Source organism: Rathayibacter sp. AY1A5, assembly GCF_002930875.1.
Taxonomy (GTDB): Bacteria; Actinomycetota; Actinomycetes; order Actinomycetales; family Microbacteriaceae; genus Rathayibacter.
In genome coordinates, this window is the sequence record NZ_PSTM01000020.1 from 1 (window position 1) to 21810 (window position 21810).

Consider the following 21810-nt stretch of genomic DNA (forward strand, 5'->3'; position numbering starts at 1 on the left):
TTGACCTCGGCCATGTCCAGGCCGAGCATCCGGGCGAGCTCGCGGGAGTAGCCGGGCCGCAGCGCCGGGTCGCGGATCTCGGCGACGACCGGGGCGGCGGGTACGGTGAGGGCGTGGGAGCGGAGCGGACACGGCAGCGGATCCTCGAGGCGGCGACGGAGGAGTTCGCGGCGCACGGGCTGGCGGGAGCGCGGGTCGACCGCATCGCGGCACGGTCGGGGATGAGCAAGCCGATGCTGTACTCGCACCGGCCGACGGCGCGCGAGGCCGTCGCCGCTGTCGTCCGCGTCAGTGCGGAGGGGTACTCCGCGCCCGGCACTCCTGCCGGCTGCTTCGTGCTGAGCGAGCCGCGGCTCGAGGCCCGTCGCCGTGAGATGGAGGCGCTCGTCGCCGCACGAGTCGAGCGCGGGATCGAGGAGGGCGACGTGCCGCCGGAGACGGACGCCGGATCCGTCGCCGCCTTCGTCGTCGCCGTGCTCAGCGGGATGTCGACGCAGGCCCGCGACGGAGCACCGGCGGACCGCATCGCGGTCATCGGCGAGCTCGCACTCGGCGCGCTGCCGGCGGCCACGGGCGTGCGAGCCGCAGGGCGCACGCCGGGAGCTCCCGGATGAGGCCGCGTCGGCCCCGTCTCGGCCTCCTCGCCCTGGTCGTCGCGGGGCTGCTGCTGATCCAGCCCGCCGCGGCCTCGGCGGCACCGCTGCTCCCTCCCGCGAACGGCGTCCTCGACTACCAGCTGGGAGGCGCCTACGCTCCGGCGTCGAGCGTCACCATCGTCGACCGCGACCGCACGGACGCGCCCGCCGCCGGCCGCTACAGCATCTGCTACGTGAACGCCTTCCAGACCCAGCCCGGCGAGAGCGCCGCCTTCGCGAAGCGGCACCCCGAGCTCCTGGTGAGGCGAGCGGACGGGAAGCCCCTCGCCGATCCGGGCTGGCCGGACGAGTACCTCTTCGACGTCTCGACCTCCGCGAAGCGGACCGCTCTGCTCGCGATCGTCGGCGCCTGGATCGACGGCTGCGCCGAGGACGGCTTCGACGCCGTCGAGGCCGACAATCTGGACAGCTACACCCGCTCGGGCGGGAGGCTGACCAAGTCGCAGGCGCTGGCGTTCGCCACCCTCCTGACGGCGCGCGCTCACCGCTCCGGCCTGGCGATCGGCCAGAAGAACGGAGCCGATCTCGCCGCTGCCGGGAAGAGGACGGTCGGCTTCGACTTCGCCGTCGTCGAGGAGTGCCAGGTCTACGACGAGTGCGCGGCGTACACGGACGTCTACGGGCGCCAGGTCTACGAGATCGAGTACACCGACAACGGCCGGTCCGCCTACTCCGAGGCCTGCGCCGCGCAGGGCCGGAGCATCTCGGTCACCCTCCGCGACCGCGACGTCGTCCCCCGTGGCGCAGCGGGCTACGTGAACCGGCACTGCTGACGCCGGGCGGACGCTACCGCAGGGCTCCCAGCACGACGGCCGCGGCTCGGGCGACCAGCGCGTCGTCTTAGTTCGCCTCGGGGTCGTTGCGCGTCGAGAGGATCGACAGCACGACCGCGTCCCGCCCGGGAGGCGTCACCACGGCGACGTCGTTGCGGATCCCGCCGGCGCCCCCGGACTTGTCCGCGACGCTCCAGCCGGCCGGAGCGCCCGCCCGGACGAGAGTGTCGCCGGTCGCGTTGCCGCTCATCCAGTCGAGCAGGAGCGCCCGGTCCTCCGCGGACAGCACGTCACCTGTGGCGACCGCGGCGAGGTCCGCCGTGAACGCGGCCGGGGTGGTGGTGTCCTCGGTGCTGCCGGGCTCGATCGTGTTCAGCGCGGGCTCCTCGTTCACCACCTCGGTGGTGGTGTCGCCGAGAGCCTCGAGTCCACGGTCGAGGGCGGAGGGTCCGCCGAGGCGCCGGAGCACGAGATTCAGCGCTGTGTTGTCGCTCCGGCGGACGGCCGCCTCGGCGAGCTGCGATAGCGGCAGGCCGGTGGCGGTGGTCTCCTCCGTGACGGGGGAGTAGCCCGCCGCCTCGACGTCGGCGACGGTCCAGGTGACCACCTCGTCCCGCTCGGCGGCGGGGACGGTGCGCAGGAACTCCGCCGCGGCGAGGACTTTGAGGCTCGAGGCGAAGCCGAAGCGCTCGTCGGCCCGGTGATCGACCCGGCGACCCGAGCCGGTGTCGACGGCACTGACGCCGATCCGGGCGTCGAACTCGTTCTCGAGCGCGGCCAGCTCGGCGGAGACGTCGATCGGAGGAGGGGTGGCGGAGGATGTCGACGACGGCACCGAGGCGGACGACGGCGGCGCGACCGGGGTGTCCGCCGTGGTGGTGCACCCTGCGAGGGCCAGGAGGAGGGCGGAACCCGCGAGTGCGCGGAGGGTCCGCGACGACCCTCTCGAACGGTTCACAGCGCGGAGTAGACGACGAAGAAGGCGACGGCGGCCGCCGCGGTGACGCCGAGCGCCGCGAGCGAGACGAGTGCGCGCGGCCTCCTCCGCACGACGGCCAGGACGAGGAAGCCCGCGCCCAGGACGATCTGGAGCCACCAGTACACCGGACTCGTGGTGTCGGCGACCGCGCCCAGCGCCCAGACGCCCTCGCCGATCAGCACGCCCGAGAGCGGCGCAACAGCCAGGACGCGCCACGTCCTCGAGCCGTGGAGGGTGAGTGCGGCGGCGGCGCCCAGGATCGGCCCGGCGGGGACGGCGAGCAGCCAGAAGACGTCCGTGAAGGGAGGCGAGTAGCCGAAGCCGCGCGCCGCGGTCACCAGGTCGTAGCCCTCGAGAAGCGCCCAGAAGCTCAGCAGGCCGAGCGCCGCCCCCGCTGCCGGTCGGACGCCGCCGAGGCGCACGAGCGCGAACACGAGCATGGACCAGCCCCCGGAGGAGTTGGCGAACGAGCTCACCGACGGCGGGAGGGAGCCCTGGAGCAGGCTGGTGAGCCCGCCCAGGACGAGACCGCCGAGCAGGGCGACGAGCAGAGCACGCAGGAGAGGCGGGCGGGAGGCGGCAGGGGGCATGGGTCGATTCTCGGAGACGGCGGGCCGGTGCGGATCAGGGATGACCCTGATCTCGGGGTGCGGGTGGATCACAGGTCTCGGGGTGATCCGCGCCGCCCTGGTGCAGTTCTCCCCACCCCGGCTCGGCGGCCCCGGCGGCCGATACGATGGACCCCATGCCTCGGATCCGACAGTCAGATGTCGAGGAGGTCAAGGCGCGGGTGAACATCGGCGACGTGATCGGCGAGTACGTCACGCTGAAGTCGGCCGGCATCGGCTCGCTGAAGGGCCTCTGCCCCTTCCACGACGAGCGCAGCCCCAGCTTCCACGTCCGCCCGCAGGCCGGCTTCTACCACTGCTTCGGCTGCCAGGAGTCGGGCGACGTCTACAGCTTCGTCATGAAGATGGACCACAGCTCGTTCAGCGAGACCGTCGAGCGCCTCGCCGGGCGGATCGGCTTCCCGCTGCAGTACGAGGACGGCGACGGCCGCGCGCCCGAGACCGGCGGGCGAGCGCGCCTCCTCGCCGCGAACGACGCCGCGGAGGAGTACTTCCGCGAGCAGCTCGCGACCCCGGGCGCCGACGTCGGCCGGCGCTTCCTCGGCGAGCGGGGCTTCGACCGCGCCGCCGCCGACCGCTTCGGCGTCGGCTTCGCACCCGACGGCTGGGACGGGCTCACCACCGCGCTCAAGCGCCGCGGCTTCTCGGAGGAGGAGCTGACCACGGCCGGCCTGGTCAGCAGCAACAACCGCGGCGGCGTCTACGACCGCTTCCGCGGCCGCCTCGTCTGGCCGATCCGCGACGTGACCGGCCAGACCGTCGGCTTCGGCGCCCGCCGCCTCCTCGAGGAGGACAAGGGCCCCAAGTACCTCAACACCCCCGAGACGCCCGTCTACCACAAGTCCCAGGTGCTCTACGGGCTCGACCTCGCCAAGCGGGACATCTCCCGCGGGCACCGGGTGGTCGTCGTCGAGGGCTACACGGACGTCATGGCCTGCCACCTCGCCGGCGTCACCACCGCGGTCGCCACCTGCGGCACCTCCTTCGGCGTCGACCACATCAAGGTGCTGCGCCGGGTGCTGGGCGACGACAGCGGCGTCGGCGAGGTCGTCTTCACCTTCGACCCCGACGCGGCGGGCCAGAAGGCGGCGATGCGCGCGTTCCAGGAGGAGCACCGCTTCGCCGCGCAGACCTTCGTCGCCGTCGCGCCCGAGGGCCTGGACCCCTGCGACCTCCGCCTGAACCGCGGAGACGACGCCGTCCGCCGCCTCATCGACGACAAGAAGCCGATGTTCGAGTTCGTGATCCGGCAGCTGCTGGACCGCTACGACCTCGAGACGGTCGAGGGCCGGATCGCGGCCCTGCGCGCGGCCGCCCCGGTCGTCGCCGAGATCCGCGACCCGGCGCTGCGGCCCGGCTACTCCCGCGAGCTCGCCCGGATGCTCGGCCTGGACATGGCCGAGGTCAACTCCGCCGTGCGCTCCGCCGGATCCCGGCCCCGCTCCTCCGGACCCGAGGGCCGCGACCAGCAGGGCGGGCGGGGCGGCGGCGAATCGTCCGCGGCCGAGGCGCCCCTCGGCGCGCGCATCGCCGACCTCCCCGTCGACGTCGTCACGCGCATCGAGCGCGAGGCGCTGATGGCGATGCTCCAGCTTCCGCAGGCGATGGGTCCGGAGCTCCTGGCCCGGGCGGCGCACGCGGCGGTCACCAACGAGACCCTCCGCGTGGTCCGCGACGCCGTGGTCGCGAACCTCGAGCGGGCGGAGGACCGCGACTGGGTCGAGCACGTCGCCGACGACGTCCCCGGCCCCTTCGCCTCGCTGGTGCGCCAGCTCGCGGTGGCGCCGATCCCGGCCGCCGACGAGGAGGGGCTCGCCCGCTACTCCCGCGACGTGGCGATCTCGCTCATCGAGCGCGACCTGCTCCGCGAGATCGCCGAGCTGCGCGGGGCGCTCCAGCGCGCGTCCGCCGATCCGGTGATGGCGCGCGCGGTGCAGGTGCGCCTGGTCGAGCTCGAGCGCGAGAAGCGGGCGCTGCGCACGGAGTGAGCGTGTTGCGGTCGTGTGAAGAAATCGGCCGCACGCCCGTGCCGGTTCGGAGAGCGCTTCCAACTGTGTTACCTATGAGGAACAGCAATGCGGGCGTCCAGTGTCGTGACGCCACAGCCCACAGGAGATCTGTGCGCCGAGAGTCCGCGCGCCCGGAGCGCGCCCGCATCCCATCCTTGACAGGAAGAGGCAGACGGAGATGAATTCCGCATCCACTCGCGGCACCCGTGCACTGGCCGCCGCCGCAGGCTTCGCCGCGGTCGCGCTCGTGCTGACGGGCTGCGCCGCCGGCGGGAACGACTCGTCCGGCGGCAGCGCCGGAGGGGCCCTGACCATCGGCACCACCGACAAGATCACGACGCTCGACCCCGCGGGCTCCTACGACAACGGCTCGTTCGCCGTGATGAACCAGGTGTTCCCGTTCCTGATGAACACCCCCTACGGCAGCCCGGACGTCGAGCCCGACATCGCCGAGTCGGCGGAGTTCACCGCTCCCACGGAGTACACCGTGAAGCTGAAGGAGGGACTGAAGTGGGCCAACGGCCACGACCTCACCTCCTCCGACGTGAAGTTCTCCTTCGACCGCCAGGTCGGCATCGCGGCCGAGAACGGCCCGTCCTCGCTCCTGGCGAACCTCGACAGCGTCGCGGCTCCGGACGACACGACCGTGGTCTTCACGCTGAAGTCCGAGAACGACCAGACCTTCCCGCAGATCCTCTCGAGCCCCGCCGGCCCGATCGTGGACGAGGAGGTCTTCTCGGCCGACGAGCTGACCGCGGACGCCGACATCGTCTCGGGCGACGCCTTCGCCGGCCAGTACACGATCGCGAACTACGACGTGAACAACCTCATCCAGTACAAGGCCTACCCGGACTACCAGGGCGTGCTCGGCGAGGCGAAGACGGACACCGTCAACGTCAAGTACTACGCGGACTCGTCCAACCTCAAGCTGGACATCCAGGAGGGGAACATCGACGTCGCGTTCCGCAGCCTCTCGGCGACGGACATCGACGACCTCCGCGGCAACGACACGGTCAAGGTCGTGGACGGCCCCGGCGGCGAGATCCGCTACATCGTCTTCAACTTCGACACCCAGCCCTTCGGCGCGACGACCGGCGAGGCCGACAGCGCCAAGGCCCTCGCCGTGCGCCAGGCCGTCGCCGACCTGATCGACCGCGACGAGATCGCCGACCAGGTCTACAAGGGCACCTACACCCCCCTCTACTCCTACGTCCCCGCCGGCCTGACCGGCGCGGTCGAGCCGCTCAAGTCGCTCTACGGCGACGGCAACGGCGCGCCCGACGCGGACAAGGCGAAGGCGACCCTCGAGGCCGCCGGCGTCACCGCTCCGGTCACCCTGAACCTGCAGTACTCGAACGACCACTACGGTCCGTCCTCGGGCGACGAGTACGCGCTGATCAAGGACCAGCTGGAGTCGACCGGCCTCTTCACCGTGAACCTGCAGACCACGGAGTGGGTGCAGTACTCGAAGGACCGCTCGAGCGACGTCTACCCGGCGTACCAGCTCGGCTGGTTCCCCGACTACTCCGACGCCGACAACTACCTCTCGCCGTTCTTCATCAAGGAGAACTTCCTCGCGAACCACTTCGACGACGCCGAGGTGCAGAGCCTGATCGCACAGCAGGTCTCGACCACCGACGCCGACGCGCGCACCGCGCTGATCGAGCAGATCCAGGAGAAGGTCGCGGCGCAGCTCTCGACCGTCCCCTACCTGCAGGGCTCGCAGGTCGCGGTCGTCGGCAGCACCGTGAGCGGAGCCGAGGACACCCTCGACGCCTCGTTCAAGTTCCGCTACGCGGCACTCAGCAAGGGCTGATCCACCCCCCTCGCGGCCGGCGCCTCCCCGACAGGAGGCGCCGGCCGTTCTCCACGAAAGGCATCACGTGACGACAGCCACGACGGCTGCGGCGACGGCGCCCACCCGGCGACCGCGCGGCTCCGGGGGCGGACTCGGGCGCTACCTGCTCGTCCGCTTCCTGCTCATCATCCCCACCGTCTTCATCCTCGTGACGCTGGTGTTCCTCCTCATGCGCAGCACGGGCGACCCGATCACGGCGGCCCTCGGCGGCCGCCTGACCGCGGACCAGCTCGCCGAGCGTGTGGCCGCCGCCGGCTACGACCGGCCGCTGATCGTGCAGTACCTCGAGTACCTCGGCAAGCTGCTCACCGGCGACTTCGGCACCACCCTGAGCGACAACCGCCCCGTCACCGAGGTGCTCCTCACCTACGGCGCCGCGACGGTCGAGCTCGCCTTCTACGCCCTGATCGTGGCGTTCCTGGTCGGCATCCCGCTCGGGATGCTCGCCGCCTACCACCGCGACCGCACGCCCGACGCGGTGCTGCGCATCTTCGCGATCCTCTGCTACGCGACCCCGGTGTTCTTCGCGGGCCTGCTGCTGAAGCTGGTGTTCTCCGTCTGGCTGAAGTGGTTCCCCGTCGCCGGGCGCGCCTCGACGAGCACCGAGCTCTCGCTCCAGTTCCTCGAGAACAAGACCGGCATCTACCTGATCGACGCGATCCAGACCGGCGACCCGGCCGCGATCTCGGACGTGCTCTCGCACGCGGTGCTCCCCGCCGTCGCGCTGGGCCTGCTCACCGCGGGCATCTTCCTGCGCCTGGTGCGCACCAACGTGATCGGCACGCTCGGCACCGATTACGTGGACGCGGCGCGCTCGCGCGGCGTCAGCGAGTTCCGGCTCGTCCGCACCCACGCCTACCGGCCGGCGCTCATCCCGATCATCACCGTGATCGGCCTGCAGATCGCCCTGCTGCTCGGCGGCGCCGTCCTCACCGAGACCACCTTCGAGTGGAAGGGCCTCGGCTTCCAGCTCGCCGAGTACCTCCAGGCCCGCGACTTCGTGGCCGTGCAGGGCATCGTCGCCCTGCTCGCCGTCATCGTGGCGCTGACCAACTTCATCGTCGACGTCATCGCGGCGCTCATCGACCCGCGAGTGAGGTACTGAGCATGAGCACCACCTCCCCGGCGCGTCCGCGCCGCCGCCTCGTCGACCGCCTGCCGGTCGTCCACCAGCTCCGGCAGAGCGTCGGCCTCCAGCGGGGGATGCTCGTCACCGGCCTGATCATCACCGGCGCGTTCCTGCTGGTGGCCCTGTTCGCGCCCCTGATCGCGCCCTACGGCTACTCGCAGCTGCGCTCGGGCGGCGAGTCGTTCGGCGCGCAGGAGCCGCCGAGCGCGGAGCACCTGCTCGGCACCACCGTCGGCGGCTACGACGTCCTCTCGCGAGTGATCTGGGGAGCGCAGACCGCGTTCCTCGTGATCGTCGTCGCCGTGGTCCTGTCGATCTTCCTCGGCGTCTTCCTCGGCCTCGTCTCCGGCTACCTCGGCGGCTGGCTCGACCGCGTGCTCGTCGTGATCTGCGACGCGATCTACGCGTTCCCGACCCTGCTGCTGGCGATCGTGATGTCGATCGTCATCTCCGGCGGGCAGTCGAACCTCTGGGCCGGCATCTTCGCCGCGGCGGTCTCGATCACCGTGGTCTACATCCCGCAGTACTTCCGCGTGATCCGGGCCGAGACAGTGCGGATCAAGGGTGACGCCTTCGTCGAGTCGGCGAAGGTCATCGGAGCGTCGACGCCGCGGATCATGTTCCGCCACGTCCTGCGGAACGCGACGCGCACGCTGCCGCTGATCTTCACGCTGAACTCCTCCGAGGCGATCCTGACCCTCGCGGGCCTGGGCTTCCTCGGCTTCGGCATCGAGCCGACGTCGGCCGCGGAGTGGGGCTACGACCTCAACAAGGCGCTGTCGGACGTCACGAGCGGCATCTGGTGGACCTCGATCTTCCCGGGCTTGGCGATCGTGCTCGTGGTGCTGGGCATCACCCTCGTGGGCGAGAGCCTGAACGACCTCGCCGATCCGCGCCTGCGCGGTCGGCGCGCGGTGGCCGCCGGTGCCGGCGACGTCGCCGCGACGTCCGTCGTGCCGGGCGGCGTCCTCGCCGCCGACGGCCTGGAGACGCCGGGGCACGACCCCGTCGCCGGAGTGGAGGAGACGCGATGAGCGACCAGCGCATCGTCCGGGACGCCTCAGCGCGTCCGATCGTGGACATCACCGACCTCGAGGTCGCCTTCGCGAGCGACCGCGGCGCCGTCCGCGCCGTCGCCGGGGTGAGCCTGCGCGTCGAGCGCGGCGAGGTCCTGGCGATCGTCGGAGAGTCCGGCAGCGGCAAGACCGTGACCGCGAAGACCATCCTCGGCCTCCTGCCCGAGACGGCCACCGCCTCCGGAGTGGTCCTGCTCTCGAAGAAGGACGGCAGCGCGGCGACCGATGTCGTCTCCGTGCCGAAGGCCCGCCTCCGGGAGCTGCGCGGCACCGACGTCGCCATGGTCTTCCAGGAGCCGGGAACCGCCCTCAACCCGGTCTTCACGGTGGGCTGGCAGATCGCGGAGGGACTGCGCGCTCACGGCTCCGTCTCGAAGAAGGAGGCGCGCAAGCGCGCGATCGACGTCCTGCGCACTGTCGGCATCCCGGAGCCGGAGAAGCGGGTCGACTACTACCCGCACCAGTTCTCGGGCGGTCAGAAGCAGCGCGTCGTCATCGCGATGGCCCTGGTCCTGGATCCCGGCCTGATCGTCGCGGACGAGCCGACCACGGCTCTCGACGTGACCGTGCAGGCCGAGATCCTCGACCTGCTCCGCCGGTGCCGCGACGAGTTCGGTACCTCGATCGTGCTGATCACCCACAACATGGGCGTCGTCGCCGATCTGGCCGACCGCGTCGCCGTGATGTACCAGGGCGAGCTGGTCGAGGAGGCGACGGTCTCCGAGCTGTTCTCGGCGCCGAAGGCCGAGTACACGAGGAAGCTCCTCGCCGCCGTCCCGCACGTGGGCCAGGGCGTCGAGCGCGCCCGCGTCCGCGCCGTCGAGCGCGCCGAGGCCCCCGAGGCCGAGACGCTCGTCGCCGCCGAGGGCCTGCGGATCCAGTACCCCGGCCGGCTCGGCCGTCCCGGCTTCGTCGCGGTCGACGGCGTCTCGCTGCGCATCCGAGCGGGCGAGGTGCTCGGCCTCGTCGGCGAGAGCGGCTCGGGCAAGACCACCATCGGGCGCGCCATCGCGGGCCTGACGCCGGTGACCGGCGGGTCGCTGAAGGTACTCGGCAAGGAGATGCGCGGCATCCGCGAGCGCGCCTTCCGGCCGGTCCGCGGCGACATCGGCTTCGTGTTCCAGGACCCGGCGTCGAGCTTCAACCCGCTGCTCACTATCGCGGAGTGCGTGGCCGAGCCGCTGATCGTGCACGGGCGGGCTGGCGACGCCGCCGGGGCGCGCTCGCGCGTCGACGAGCTCCTGGAGGCGGTGCAACTGCCGCGCTCCTACGGCGACCGCTACCCGCACGAGCTCTCCGGCGGCCAGCGCCAGCGCGCCAGCCTCGCCCGGGCCCTCGCCCTCGAGCCGAAGCTGCTGATCGCCGACGAGCCGACCTCGGCGCTCGACGTGTCGGTACAGGCCCGCGTGCTCGAGCTGTTCGCCGAGCTGCAGCGCGAGTTCGGCTTCGCCTCCCTGTTCATCAGCCACGACCTCGCCGTGGTCGACCTGCTCGCCGACCGCATCGCGGTGCTCTACCGCGGCGAGCTGGTCGAGGAGGGGACGGGGGCGGAGGTGCTCGCTGCGCCGAAGCACCCCTACACGCAGCGCCTGCTCGCCTCCCTGCCCGTGCCCGACCCGGTCGAGCAGGCCTCGAGGCGCGAGCTCCTGCGCAGCATCGTCGAGGCGGAGCGCCGGGCGTGAGCCGGACCGCCGGGGATCCGGCCCCCATCGTCGTCGACGACCTCAGCGTCGAGTACCCGCCGCGCGGCATCAGCCGCCGGTGGACGGCGCTGCGGGGAGTGAGCCTCCGCGTGGAGCCGGGGGAGGTGCTCGGGATCCTCGGCGGCAGCGGCTCGGGCAAGTCCACGCTCGCGCGCGTGCTCGGCGGCGACGGCCTGGGGCACGACGGCGGCCGCACGCGTCCGGTGATCATCGGAGGGGACGCGACGGTCGCGGGGCACCGCCTCCGCTCGCTCCCCGCCCGCGAGCTCAAGCGCTTCACCGTCGACGTCGCGCATCTCGCGCAGGACGCGGGAGCGACCCTCCGCCCCGAGCTGACCGTCTCGGAGCTGATCGCCGAGCCGATCTTCCTCCGCGACCGCCACTACGACCCGAAGGCCGCGGCGGTGCGGGTGGCGACGCTGCTCGACTCCGTGCACCTGCCGCTGTTCCTGCTCGACCGCTACCCCTACGAGCTCTCCAGCGGCCAGCGCCAGCGCGTGGCTGTGGCCCGCTCGCTCGTGCTCGGGCCGAAGGTGCTGATCGCCGACGAGCCGACCTCGGGCATCGACGCGACGGTGCGCGAGTCGATCGTGGACCTCCTCGCCGACCTGCGGCGCCGGGAGGGCTTCGCCGCCGTCGTGGTCAGCCACGACATCGACGTGCTGAGCCGGGCGACCGACCGGATCGCCGTGCTCGTCGGCGGCGAGGTCGTCGCGTACGGGCCGCTGCTGGAGGTTCTGATCGAGGCCCGGCACCCCTACGTGCGCGAGCTCGGAGCGGCCTTCGCCGAGTACGAGCGCTTCGACGCCTCCCGAGCGCAGCGCGTCGAGGCGGCCGACCAGTGACCGTCCCGCGCGTCGCGGTGCTCCCGCGGCCGAAGCCGGTGTTCGCCGAGGCGGTGGAGTCGGGCGGTGGAGTGGTCGTCGGACTCGACGAGAGTCCGGACGCGCTGCTCTGGCTGTCCTACGGCCGCACGGACGAGCTGGCCGCTGTGCTGGAGGAGCACCCGTCGATCCGCTGGGTGCAGCTGCCCTGGGCCGGCGTCGACGTCTTCGCGCCCGTGCTCGCCGCGTCCCGCGCGGACGTCGTCTGGACCAGCGCCAAGGGCGCCTACGCGGAGCCGGTGGCCGAGCACGCGCTCGCGCTGGTGCTCGCCCTCCTGCGCTCGCTGCCGGAGCGGGCGCGCGCCGTGTCGTGGGGGCCGAAGAAGGCGGTCACGCTGCACCGCGCCTCCGTGGTGATCGTCGGAGCAGGAGGGATCGCTCGCGAGCTCCTGCGGCTGCTCGCCGTCTTCGACTGCCGGGTGACGATCGTCCGCCGCGGAGACGAGCCGGTGGAGGGCGCCGCCCGCACCCTGCCGGCGTCGCGGCTCGCCGAGGCCGCGGCGGACGCCGACGTGCTGGTCCTGGCCGCCGCCGCCACCGCGGGCACGGAGCGGATGGTCGACGCGGGTCTGCTCGCGCGGCTCCCCGCCCACGCCGTGCTCGTCAACGTCGCCCGGGGGAGCCTCGTCGACACGGACGCGCTCGTCGCGGCCCTCGCCGAAGGCCGTCTTGCGGGCGCCGCGCTCGACGTGACGGACCCCGAGCCGCTGCCGGACGGGCATCCGCTCTGGAGCGAGCCCCGGTGCCTGATCACGCCCCACAGCGCGGACACCCCCGAGATCACCGCGCCGCTCCTGGCCGAGCGCGTGCGCGCCAACGTGGCCGCCTGTGCCGCCGGCGGGCCGTTCGTCGGCCGCGTCGACCCGGGCTCCGGCTACTGAGTGCGCGCCCGATTTTGCGTTCGCGGAGAGTTTGCTAAAGTAGTACCGCGCTGATCGCCTCCGGGTGGTCGGATGATCCTCGATAGCTCAATTGGCAGAGCAATCGGCTGTTAACCGGTAGGTTCTTGGTTCGAGTCCAAGTCGGGGAGCGAAGGGTCCGGGACTCCACTCTCGGGCCCTTTTTTCGTGCCCGCGAGCGGTCGCCCTCGAGGGCCCACCCGCTCGGACCGACGATCGGAGGGGCGATGCGCGAGGACGTGCTCGCTCTCCTGCGCCGCCGCCCCGACGTCGAGGCGCCGGATCTCGTCGCCGTCGACGCCAGTGACCGTCTGCTGCTCGACCTCGCCGCCGATCGCGGCCGCCTCGCCGTGATCGGGGACGCCTACGGGGCACTGAGCCTCGGCCTCGCCGCCGACGGCCGTGCCGTACGCGTCGTGCAGGACTCGATCACCGCCGAGCGCGCTCTCGCGCAGAACCTCGAGACGGTGCGGGGGTCGGGCGTCGATCTCGCGCCGATCGAGATCGTCGACTCCGTCGCGGAGGCCGTCCGCGACGCCGACGCGGTGCTCCTGCGCCTGCCGCGCTCGCTCGACGCGCTGGCCGCCGTCGCGGCCGGGACCGCACTCGCGAACCCGGCGGCGACCCTGATCGGCGCCGGCCGCATCAAGCACATGACCCGCACGATGAACGACGTGCTCGCCGTGCGCTACGAGCGGATCGACGTCTCCCTCGCCCGGCAGAAGTCGCGCGCCCTGCTCGCGAGCGGCGCGCTCCCCGACCAGCCGCCCGCGCCAGGGCCCGAGCGGCGCCGTCTGGACGAGCTCGACCTCGAGGTCGTCGCACTGCCGGGAGCCTTCGCCGGTGCACGACTGGACCTCGGCACCCGCGCCCTCCTCGCCGCCCTCGATGTCGACTCCCTTCCCGCGGGCACCGCACTCGACCTCGGCTGCGGAACCGGCGTCCTGGCCGCCGTGGTGGCCCGGGCCCGCCCCGACCTCGCCGTGACCGCGACGGACACCTCGCGTGCCGCGGTCGAGTCCGCCCGGGCGACCGCGGCGGCCAATGGGCTCGCCGTCCGCGTCCTCCGCGACGACAACGCCTCGACGCTGGAGGCGTCCTCCGTCGACGTCGTGCTCTGCAATCCGCCGTTCCACTCCGACGGTGCCGTCACCGACCTCGTCGCCCGGCGCATGCTGCGCGGGGCCGGCCGCGTGCTGCGCCCCGGAGGCGTGCTGTGGACGGTCTTCAACTCCCACCTCGCGCATCCGGCCGAGCTGCGCCGCGCGGTCGGGCCGACCACGGTGGTAGCGCGCGACCGCCGCTTCACCGTCACCCGCTCCGTGCGCTCCGACGGCTGAGTACGGCTCCGCAACCCCCTCCGCGGCCTCAGGTCCGCTGTCCGCGGCGCGGGTACGATCTCTCTCCGGCGCTCCTGTGCCGAACCCGTCCCGTCCCCCCGGAGGCCGTCGTGCTCGAAGTCGTCCTCGTCCTCGCCCTGATCGCCCTGGTCGCGGTCGTCGTGCTGTGGCGCAGCGCCGTCGGCGCCGAGCGCCGTGCCGCCGAGAGCCGTGCGGAGGAGGCGGCGCGCGTCGTCCGCCTCGAGCTGGCGGTCGGCGAACAGGAGGCGAGGCTCCGCATCGTCGGCGAGCTCGAGCAGCTCGCGGTCCGCAGCGCCGCGCACGTCGTCGAGGAGGCCGAGAGCGTCCGGCTCACGATCGACCGCGACCCCGCCGCAGCCGCGCGGTCGGCTCAGCGGGCCGTGCGGGCGGCCGAGGCCTCGCTGGCGCAGCTGCGCCGCATCGCGACCGTCGCCTCCGTCGATCCGGGGGAGCTGCCGCGCACCGGCGGCTCCGTCCCCCTGATCGAGGGCGCCCGCGAGCGAGGCCTGAGCGTCCGCGAGGAGTCGTTCGGCGAGCCGTTCCCGCTGCAGGACGGCGCCGAGGTGGCCGTGCTCCGGGTGCTCGAGTACGCCTTCGACTCGGCGCTGGAGACCGGCGGCGCGGGGACCGAGGTCCGCATCAGCTCCCGATGGACGACCACGGGCCTCCGGGTGGAGGTCGACGACGACCGCGAGCAGCACGGCGCGGCGGAGCAGGACGCCAGCGCTCTCGAGGCGGACCTGCGCTCGCTCACCGAGCGCATCGACAGCCCCGCGCTCGCCGAGCTGCGCGAGCGGGCCGCCCTCTTCGGCGGTGACGTGACCGAGAAGCGGACGCCCGGCGTCGGCCGGAGCGTCACCGCCTCGTTCCCCGCGATCCGCCACCACAACGGCGTGCACGGGGTCGACCTGGCCTGAGTCAGTCCTCGAGGTGCTCCACGCCGGGCAGCCACGAGACGCCGGGGCCGCCCCAGCCTCGCTTCCGGGTGATCTTCGCGACCGGCTTGTGGTAGTCGTGCTCGAGGCGGTCGATGTAGAGCACGCCGTCGAGGTGGTCGAACTCGTGCTGGAACACGCGGGCGAACCAGCCGTCCGCGACGATCTCGAACGGCTCCTGCTCGAGGTCGACCGCGCGGAGGATCGCGCGCTCGGAGCGGCGGAGCGGGAAGCGCTCGCCGGGGAAGGAGAGGCACCCCTCCGACTCCGTGTCCTCGTCCGCCTCGCCGAGCGGGGTCGGCGTGACGAACAGCTCGGGGTTGATCGCGACGCCGCGGCGGGGTGTGCCGTCGTCGTCGGCGTAGTCGTAGACGAACAGGCGCAGCGGGACGCCGACCTGCGGGCCGGCGAGGCCGACTCCGGGGGCGGTGTCCATCGTCTCGAACATGTCGGCGACGAGAGTGCGCAGCGCATCGTCGAACTCGGTGACGGGGGCGGCGGGGGAGTGCAGGACGGGGTCGCCGGCGATGCGGATGGGGAGGACGGCCATGGTGGACAGGGTACCGCGGGGCCGCCGACCGGGTCCGCGAGGATCATCCGCTGGGCTCAGCCCCTCACCCGTGCGTCGGAGGACTCCCGGAGGCGTTCTGGGTAGGGTCGACCCATGCCCGCCGATCTCGCCGAACTCCTCAACGACCCGGCGAAGTTCATCGGCATCCCGATCGCTCTCGTGGGCGCGGTGTTCCTCTCCCTCGGCGCGCAGTTCCAGCACCGGGGAGTGGCGAAGGTGGAGCGGTTCTCGAAGCGCTCCGGCTCCTCCGGGCTCAGCGGCGGCCAGCTGGTCGCGCTGCTCTCGCGCCCCTCGTGGGTGATCGGCACCCTGCTCCTGGGTCTCGCGATCGTCTTCCAGCTGACGAGCCTCGGCTTCTCCCCGCTCATCGTGGTGCAGCCGCTCGGAGCGGTGGCGCTCGTGATCACCGCGGTCGTCAACGCGCGGGTCAGCCGGGTGCGCCTGAACGCGGCGTCGATCCGGGCGATCGTGCTCTGCGTCGGAGGCGTCGGCACGTTCGTCCTCGTAGCGGCGTTCAACGCGGTCGACAAGTCCATCCAGACGCCCGAGCTCATCACGATCCTCGTGATCCTCGCCGTAGTGCTCACGGTCTTCGTCATCGCCTTCCGCGTCTTCCGCCGCGGAGCGAAGGCGATCTTCTACATCGTGGGCGCCGGAGTGGTCTACGGCTTCGTCGCGACTCTCGCGAAGGTCGTGCTCAACCGCATCAAGTACGGCGAGTTCGACCCGCTGACGGTGGTCTGCATCGTGGCGCTCCTGGCCGCGACCGCGCTCGGCGGGTACTTCGTTCAGAACGCCTACTCCTCCGGCCCGCCGGACCTCGTCGTGGCGGGCCTCACCGTCATCGACCCGCTGGTCGCCGTCGCGATCGGCATCGTCGTGCTCGGAGAGGCGCAGTACGCGGCCCCGTGGGCGATCCCGCTCTTCATCGCGGCCGGTGCCGTCGCCATCTACGGCGTCTTCCTCCTCGCCAAGCACCACCCGCAGGCGCGCTGACGGCGCGGGATCCCGAGTGGTGAGGACTCCTCTGCCTACAATGGGTCCGCGCCGAGAGCCACGAAACCGACCGACCTCCGCCGATCGCTCCCTTCTCTCCCCGAGCGGCACGACACCGATAGGACCTCCCGTGTCAGATCCCCGCGACGCGTCCCGACCGGGATCGCCCGACTCCCGACCGCTGACGGTCGTGATCGGCTGCGACACCTTCGCTCCCGACGTGAACGGAGCCGCGAAGTTCGCCGAGCGCCTCGCCGCCGGTCTCGCGCAGCGCGGCCACGAGGTCCACGTCGTCGCCCCCTCGGCCGACGGCTGGAGCGGCACCCGGGTCGAGACGCACGAGGGCCAACGGATCATCGTGCACCGGCTCTACAGCTGGCGCTGGTACCCGCACGACTGGCTGCGCTTCGCGATGCCGTGGCGCATCCGGCAGAACAGCGCGCGCATCCTCGACGAGGTGAAGCCCGACGTCGTGCACTTCCAGTCGCACATCATCGTCGGCCGCGGCCTCGGGATCGAGGCGGCCAAGCGCGGCATCCGCATCGTCGGCACGAACCACTTCATGCCCGAGAACATGCTCGAGTTCACCCTCCTGCCGAAGGCCGTGCAGGCCAAGGCCGTGGCAATGGCGTGGCGGGCCGCGCGCCGCACCTTCGGCCGGGCGGAGGCGGTCACCACGCCGACCCGCAAGGCCGCGCAGTTCCTCGAGAAGTACACGGGCCTCCGGGGCGTCCACGCCATCTCCTGCGGCATCGACGCCGACAACTACACGCCCGACTTCTCGGCCCGCGCCGGCGACTCGATCCTCTTCGTCGGCCGCGTGACCGGCGAGAAGCACATCGACGTCCTGCTCCGCGCCGTCGCCCTGCTCGATCCGGCGCTCGACGCGAAGCTCGAGATCGTCGGCGGCGGCGACCAGATGCGCAACCTCCAGCAGCTCGCCGCGACCCTCGGCATCGCCGACCGCGTGCGCTTCACCGGCTACGTCTCGGACGCCGAGCTCAAGGAGGCGTACACGCGCGCCACCGTGTTCGCCATGCCGTCCATCGCCGAGCTGCAGAGCATCGCGACGATGGAGGCGATGGCCTCGGCCCTCCCCGTCGTCGCCGCCGACGCGATGGCCCTCCCGCACCTCGTCCACGACGGCGAGAACGGCTACCTTTTCGCGCCGGGCAGCGCCGAGGCCCTCGCCGACCGCCTCACCGCCGTGCTCACGGCCGACCAGGAGGACCTCGAGGCGATGAAGCGCGCCTCCCTCCAAATCGTCGCCGCGCACGACATCAACCGCACGATCAGCACCTTCGAGAGCCTGTATCGTGGGGAGCCGGTGGCCGATCCGGCCTCCGACGCAGCGTCCGCACCCGCCGCCACCTGACGGCCGCTCGGACGGCCGCCGCGGGGCGTTAGCTCAGCCGGTCAGAGCAGCGGACTCATAATCCGTCGGTCACGGGTTCAAGTCCCGTACGCCCTACTCCGCTCCACCCGCGGTGGTTCCTCCTCTCCAGCGCCGGGTCGGGCCTCCACCTGATGTCGTTCTCGTCGGAGCGGACGGTCCGGCCCCGTCAGGCCGACGGGCCGTGCCTCAGGACGGCGCCGACGCGGTCCTCGCCGGCACGCCGACCGCGGACGAATCGGAGGCGACGTCGCGGACGACGACGGCGCCGGCTCCGACCCGCACACGGTCGCCGACGGTCACGTCCCCGACGATCGTCGCGCGGGCGCCGATGTAGACGTCGTCGCCGATGACGGGCGTCCGACCCTTCGACTCGCCGATGGTGACGCCGTGGTAGATGAACGCGTTCCTCCCGATGACCGTGCGCGGGTGCAGGATCACGCCGCGGCCCCAGTGGGGGAGCCGCAGGCCGGGCCCGACCTGAGCGGCCGGCGGCAGCTCGGCTCCGACGATCATGCGGGTCCAGACGAGATCGACCAGGCGGTAGACGAGGTGGAGGGGGAGCCGGGTCCTCCGAGAGCTCGAGTACTGCCCGAGTCGGAGGACGAGGACGGTGAGCCGGTCGGAGGCGTGGCCCTTGGCGGCCAGGTCCGCGCGGACGACGGCGCGGAGGTCAGCGAGATCCATGCTCCCAGTCTGAGTGGGCGCCTCGCGGGTGGGTCCGGGCCGTCGGAGATCGTCCGGGGCGTGGCGAGCATCCGCGAGCGGACGACACGGTGGCGCGATGCGCTAGCACGTCCCGACGCGCCGCGCCCGTACTGGCCGCTCCCCGCTCGACGTGATTGCCTGATCCTGTGCCTGATCTTCCGATGTTCCCGCTCGGCTCCGTGCTCCTGCCGCACATGCCGCTCCCGCTCCGGCTGTTCGAGCCGCGGTACCTGCGGATGCTCGGCGACGTCCTCGAGGACGAGACCCTCGCGTTCGGCGTCGTGCTCATCGAGCGCGGCCAGGAGGTGGGCGGCGGCGACCAGCGGTTCGCGGTCGGCGCCCGCGCGCGCATCCTGAACATCGACGGGGCGGAGTCGTTCGTCACGCTCGACTCCGTGGGCGAGGAGCGCTTCGAGGTCGTCCGCTGGTACGAGGACGACCCGTACCCGCGCGCCGAGGTCCGCCTGCTGCCCGATCTGGAGTGGGACGAGAAGCACGCCCCCGCGCTGGCTGCGGCGGAGTCGGCGGTCCGCACGGCACTGGCGGTCGCGAGCGAGTTCGTCGAGCAGCGCTACGGCGCGGTCGTCGAGCTCGCCGAGGATCCGGCCGCGCACGCTTGGCAGCTCGCCGGCGTCGCACCGGTCACCGAGCTCGACCGCCTCGCGTTCCTCCGCAGCTCCACCATGGAGGAGCTGCTGGAGTCGGTCCGGGAGCGCTCCGCCGAGGCGACCGAGTCGTTCCGCGCCGGCTGGGCCTGAGCCCCGTCCCGGCGTCCCACGACGAGCCCGTCAGTCCTCGAGGCTGACGCCGCGCTCCTCCGCCAGCTTGACCAGGTCGTCGACGACCACGAGCGCCATCCGCACCGAGCGGTCGCGGCGGTACTCCTCGTCGTCCGGGTCGATCCGCGAGGTGCGGTCGAGGGTCTCCTCGATCGACTGCGCGAGCTCGCGCCACGCGTCCTGACGGGCGTCGTCGACGAGCGTCGCGAGGTACTCCTCGTCCTGCGCCCGCCTGTGGAGGGAGTCGGCGACCAGGAGCGAGAGCCGCTCGCGGTGGTCGAGGTTGACGACGTCGGCCGAGCGGTAGTCGTGCACGTGGTCGGAGCGGCCGCCCACCGAGGTCACGTCGGCGGCGATGCCGCGCAGGCGCTCGGCGGCTGCCTCGGACTCGCGCGCCAGCTTCTCGAGCTCCTCCGCGGCGACGACGGAGTAGCGGCCCGAGTCGAAGGGGACGTCAGCACCGAGGCCGTCCATCAGCACACGGTTCTTCACGGCCATCCGGCTCGCGTACTGCGCGAGCATCAGGCCCTCCTCGGCGGCCTCCTCGACGGAGGCGGGCTCGCGCGACGGGTTCTCATCGGGGTCGTACGGCTCCATCTTGAACCTGCGTCGACGCCGGAACCACACGTGCGTCACCTACATCCCGGAGCAGGCGCCCCGCCCGCCGGAGCACCTCTTCGAGAGTACCCGGCGGGCGGGCGCCGTGGTCGGCGGCTCAGGCCTCGCGCCAGTCGTCCTGCCGGAGGTGGGAGCCGGCCTGCGGCCCCATCTGCAGCATCCCGCCGTCCACGACGTACGAGGATCCGGTGATGTAGGAGGCGGCGGGAGAGGCCAGGAAGGCGACCACCGCCGCGATCTCGCGGGCGTCGCCGGGGCGGCCGAGGGGGATGCCGGGGCGGTCGATCGTGACGGGGTCCACATCCTCGGCGTCGTTCATCGGCGTCGCGATCTCCCCGGGGGCGACGGCGTTGACGGTGATGCCGAGGGAGCCGAGCTCGAGTGCGGCCACCTTCAGCAGGCCGCCCAGCCCGTGCTTGGCAGCGGTGTAGGCGACGGAGCCGACCCGCGGCTGGTGCTCGTGGACACTGGTGACCGCGATGATCCTGCCGCCCGTGCCCTGGGCCGCCATGCGCCGCGCGGCGCGCTGGAGGCAGACGAACGCTCCGTCGAGGTTCAGGGCGACGGTCGAGCGCCAGCTGTCGAGGCTCTGCTCGAGGAAGGGCTCGCCTCCGCCTCCGCCCGCATTGCTGACGGCGACGTCGAGCCCGCCCAGGCGATCCGCGAGGTCGTCGATCACGTCGCCCGCGCCCTCCAGATCCGTCGTGTCGAGGCGCGCGATCTCGGCGCGCCGGCCGAGGGAGCGCACCTCCTCCGCCGTGCCCTGCGCGCCCTCCTCGTCGCTGTGCCAGGTGATGCCGACGTCCATGCCCGCCTCGGCCAGTGCCACCGCGGTCGCCCGGCCGATGCCGGAGTCAGAGGCGGTCACCAGTGCACGGGTGGGCCGGAAGTCTCGAGGTCCCTGTGTCATGTCGTCTCCTGTCTCGATCGGGCCGCCGATCCGGCGGACACGGGTCGATCCCATCAGCGGATCCGGCGCGCTCGGGAGCCGGTTGACAGGTCCGGGCTCGCGCGAGACGCGTGGCGGTGTCCCCGCTGAGCGCCCCGATCGCGTTGACTGGTCGGATGGATCACCGGCGCATCTCGGTCGTCGTCCCCGTGAAGGACGACGCCCGCCACCTCGAGCAGCTGCTCGAGCTCCTCCGCGAGCAGACGCTCGCTCCGTTCGAGATCGTCGTCGTCGACGACGGGAGCACCGACGACAGCGCCGCCGTCGCGCGAGCGGCGGGCGCGCGGGTGGTGCGGCACGACGGAGCCGGGATCCCGGCGAGCACGGCGCACGGCTTCGACGAGGCGCACGGCGACGTCCTCGCACGGCTCGACGCCGACTCCCGCCCGGGACCCGACTGGCTGGCGCGCCTGGCCGGCCACTTCGCCGACCCCGAGGTCGGAGCGGTGACCGGTCCCGGACGCTTCGACGAGCTCGGCCCGATCGCCCGGGTGATCGCGCGGGTCGCCTACATGGACGCCTACTTCGTGCTGATGGGGTCGGCGCTGGCCAACTGGCCGCTCTTCGGCTCCAACTGCGCCGTCCGCCGGTCGGCGTGGGAGGAGATCGCGGAGGAGATGCACCGGCACGACGCCTACGTGCACGACGACGTCGAGATCAGCGTGCACCTGGGACTCCGGCACCGGATCGTGCTCGACCGCCACCTCGAAGTCGGCATCTCGGCCCGCCCCTTCGGCGCCTTCGCGGACATGCTCCGCCGGTTCGACCGAGCTCTGCACACGCTGGCGCGGCACCCCGGCATGGGATCGTCCCTGCAGCGCTGGACGCACCGGGTGCGCCGCATCCACCGCGACCGCCTGCGAGCGACGGCCGCGGCGCGCCGCTCCGGCTGACGACGAGAACCG

21 protein-coding genes, 2 tRNA genes and 1 pseudogene are annotated in these 21810 nt (G+C 72.5%); 17 read left to right on the plus strand and 7 right to left on the minus strand.

The window, feature by feature from the left end; translation table 11 throughout:
* Window positions 1-98: pseudogene (locus C5B98_RS16685) on the minus strand (hypothetical protein); the annotation flags it as partial.
* Between the two features lie 15 nt (window positions 99-113).
* Between C5B98_RS16685 and C5B98_RS17335 the strand changes: the two are divergent.
* Together C5B98_RS17335 and C5B98_RS13180 are read left to right on the plus strand one after the other, a co-directional pair.
* A complete protein-coding gene (locus tag C5B98_RS17335; RefSeq protein ID WP_104226690.1) occupies window positions 114-614 on the plus strand; it encodes a TetR family transcriptional regulator in 501 nt (166 codons plus the stop codon).
* On the plus strand, window positions 611-1429 hold the full coding sequence (locus tag C5B98_RS13180; RefSeq protein WP_104327912.1) for an endo alpha-1,4 polygalactosaminidase: 819 nt from the start codon (window positions 611-613) through the stop codon (window positions 1427-1429). The genes C5B98_RS17335 and C5B98_RS13180 overlap by 4 nt, the downstream gene beginning before the upstream one ends.
* 67 nt (window positions 1430-1496) lie before the next feature.
* Here C5B98_RS13180 and bla read toward each other — a convergent pair whose 3' ends face one another.
* Window positions 1497-2387, minus strand: coding sequence for a class A beta-lactamase (gene bla / locus C5B98_RS13185; RefSeq protein ID WP_104327913.1), 891 nt, complete (start codon window positions 2385-2387; stop codon window positions 1497-1499).
* On the minus strand, window positions 2384-2998 hold the full coding sequence (locus tag C5B98_RS13190; RefSeq protein ID WP_104327914.1) for a DUF6518 family protein: 615 nt from the start codon (window positions 2996-2998) through the stop codon (window positions 2384-2386). Before C5B98_RS13190 ends, bla begins: the two co-directional genes overlap by 4 nt.
* Before the next feature lie 155 nt (window positions 2999-3153).
* On the opposite strand from C5B98_RS13190, the gene dnaG reads away from it, so the two are divergent.
* The 10 genes from dnaG (at window position 3154) to C5B98_RS13240 (ending at window position 14873) form a co-directional block, all read left to right on the plus strand.
* The gene (gene dnaG / locus C5B98_RS13195) at window positions 3154-5025 is read left to right on the plus strand and encodes a DNA primase (protein WP_104269262.1); all 1872 of its coding nucleotides are present in this window, start codon (window positions 3154-3156) and stop codon (window positions 5023-5025) included.
* A gap of 199 nt (window positions 5026-5224) precedes the next feature.
* Complete coding sequence (locus C5B98_RS13200; RefSeq protein WP_104223443.1) at window positions 5225-6862, plus strand: ABC transporter substrate-binding protein; 1638 nt, start codon at window positions 5225-5227, stop codon at window positions 6860-6862.
* Window positions 6863-6929: 67 nt separating this feature from the next.
* The gene (locus tag C5B98_RS13205) at window positions 6930-8009 is read left to right on the plus strand and encodes an ABC transporter permease (protein WP_104223444.1); all 1080 of its coding nucleotides are present in this window, start codon (window positions 6930-6932) and stop codon (window positions 8007-8009) included.
* A gap of 2 nt (window positions 8010-8011) precedes the next feature.
* Window positions 8012-9067, plus strand: coding sequence for an ABC transporter permease (locus C5B98_RS13210; protein WP_104327915.1), 1056 nt, complete (start codon window positions 8012-8014; stop codon window positions 9065-9067).
* On the plus strand, window positions 9064-10791 hold the full coding sequence (locus C5B98_RS13215) for an ABC transporter ATP-binding protein (protein ID WP_104226684.1): 1728 nt from the start codon (window positions 9064-9066) through the stop codon (window positions 10789-10791). The genes C5B98_RS13210 and C5B98_RS13215 overlap by 4 nt, the downstream gene beginning before the upstream one ends.
* Window positions 10788-11657 (plus strand): ATP-binding cassette domain-containing protein, encoded by an 870-nt coding sequence (locus tag C5B98_RS13220; protein WP_104223447.1) that lies wholly within the window; start codon window positions 10788-10790, stop codon window positions 11655-11657. Before C5B98_RS13215 ends, C5B98_RS13220 begins: the two co-directional genes overlap by 4 nt.
* Window positions 11654-12577 carry an NAD(P)-dependent oxidoreductase gene (locus C5B98_RS13225; protein ID WP_258063520.1) on the plus strand — a complete coding sequence of 308 codons (924 nt, stop codon included), beginning with the start codon at window positions 11654-11656 and terminating at the stop codon, window positions 12575-12577. The genes C5B98_RS13220 and C5B98_RS13225 overlap by 4 nt, the downstream gene beginning before the upstream one ends.
* Before the next feature lie 76 nt (window positions 12578-12653).
* Window positions 12654-12726 (plus strand) — tRNA-Asn (locus C5B98_RS13230).
* A gap of 96 nt (window positions 12727-12822) precedes the next feature.
* Window positions 12823-13935, plus strand: coding sequence for a class I SAM-dependent methyltransferase (locus tag C5B98_RS13235; protein ID WP_104327916.1), 1113 nt, complete (start codon window positions 12823-12825; stop codon window positions 13933-13935).
* A gap of 110 nt (window positions 13936-14045) precedes the next feature.
* Window positions 14046-14873: a hypothetical protein gene (locus C5B98_RS13240; protein ID WP_104327917.1), complete on the plus strand. Its 828-nt coding sequence runs from the start codon at window positions 14046-14048 to the stop codon at window positions 14871-14873.
* Between the two features lies 1 nt (window position 14874).
* On the opposite strand, the gene def is transcribed toward C5B98_RS13240, so the two are convergent.
* Window positions 14875-15441: a peptide deformylase gene (gene def / locus C5B98_RS13245; RefSeq protein WP_104223450.1), complete on the minus strand. Its 567-nt coding sequence runs from the start codon at window positions 15439-15441 to the stop codon at window positions 14875-14877.
* Between the two features lie 114 nt (window positions 15442-15555).
* On the opposite strand from def, the gene C5B98_RS13250 reads away from it, so the two are divergent.
* From C5B98_RS13250 to C5B98_RS13260, 3 genes are all read left to right on the plus strand, one after another.
* Window positions 15556-16458 carry a DMT family transporter gene (locus tag C5B98_RS13250; protein WP_104223451.1) on the plus strand — a complete coding sequence of 301 codons (903 nt, stop codon included), beginning with the start codon at window positions 15556-15558 and terminating at the stop codon, window positions 16456-16458.
* A 130-nt stretch (window positions 16459-16588) separates the two neighbouring features.
* Window positions 16589-17833: a glycosyltransferase gene (locus C5B98_RS13255; protein WP_258063521.1), complete on the plus strand. Its 1245-nt coding sequence runs from the start codon at window positions 16589-16591 to the stop codon at window positions 17831-17833.
* A gap of 22 nt (window positions 17834-17855) precedes the next feature.
* Window positions 17856-17929 (plus strand) — tRNA-Ile (locus C5B98_RS13260).
* 111 nt (window positions 17930-18040) lie between these two features.
* Here C5B98_RS13260 and C5B98_RS13265 read toward each other — a convergent pair.
* Window positions 18041-18538, minus strand: coding sequence for a DapH/DapD/GlmU-related protein (locus C5B98_RS13265; protein ID WP_104247517.1), 498 nt, complete (start codon window positions 18536-18538; stop codon window positions 18041-18043).
* A 167-nt stretch (window positions 18539-18705) separates the two neighbouring features.
* Between C5B98_RS13265 and C5B98_RS13270 the strand changes: the two genes are divergently transcribed.
* Window positions 18706-19317: an LON peptidase substrate-binding domain-containing protein gene (locus tag C5B98_RS13270; protein WP_244229436.1), complete on the plus strand. Its 612-nt coding sequence runs from the start codon at window positions 18706-18708 to the stop codon at window positions 19315-19317.
* A gap of 30 nt (window positions 19318-19347) precedes the next feature.
* Here C5B98_RS13270 and C5B98_RS13275 read toward each other — a convergent pair whose 3' ends face one another.
* Together C5B98_RS13275 and C5B98_RS13280 are read right to left on the minus strand one after the other, a co-directional pair.
* A complete protein-coding gene (locus C5B98_RS13275) occupies window positions 19348-19935 on the minus strand; it encodes a hypothetical protein (protein WP_104327918.1) in 588 nt (195 codons plus the stop codon).
* A gap of 118 nt (window positions 19936-20053) precedes the next feature.
* Complete coding sequence (locus tag C5B98_RS13280; protein ID WP_104226704.1) at window positions 20054-20866, minus strand: SDR family oxidoreductase; 813 nt, start codon at window positions 20864-20866, stop codon at window positions 20054-20056.
* Between the two features lie 155 nt (window positions 20867-21021).
* On the opposite strand from C5B98_RS13280, the gene C5B98_RS13285 reads away from it, so the two are divergent.
* A complete protein-coding gene (locus C5B98_RS13285) occupies window positions 21022-21798 on the plus strand; it encodes a glycosyltransferase family 2 protein (RefSeq protein ID WP_104250964.1) in 777 nt (258 codons plus the stop codon).
* The last annotated feature ends 12 nt before the right edge of the window (window positions 21799-21810 follow it).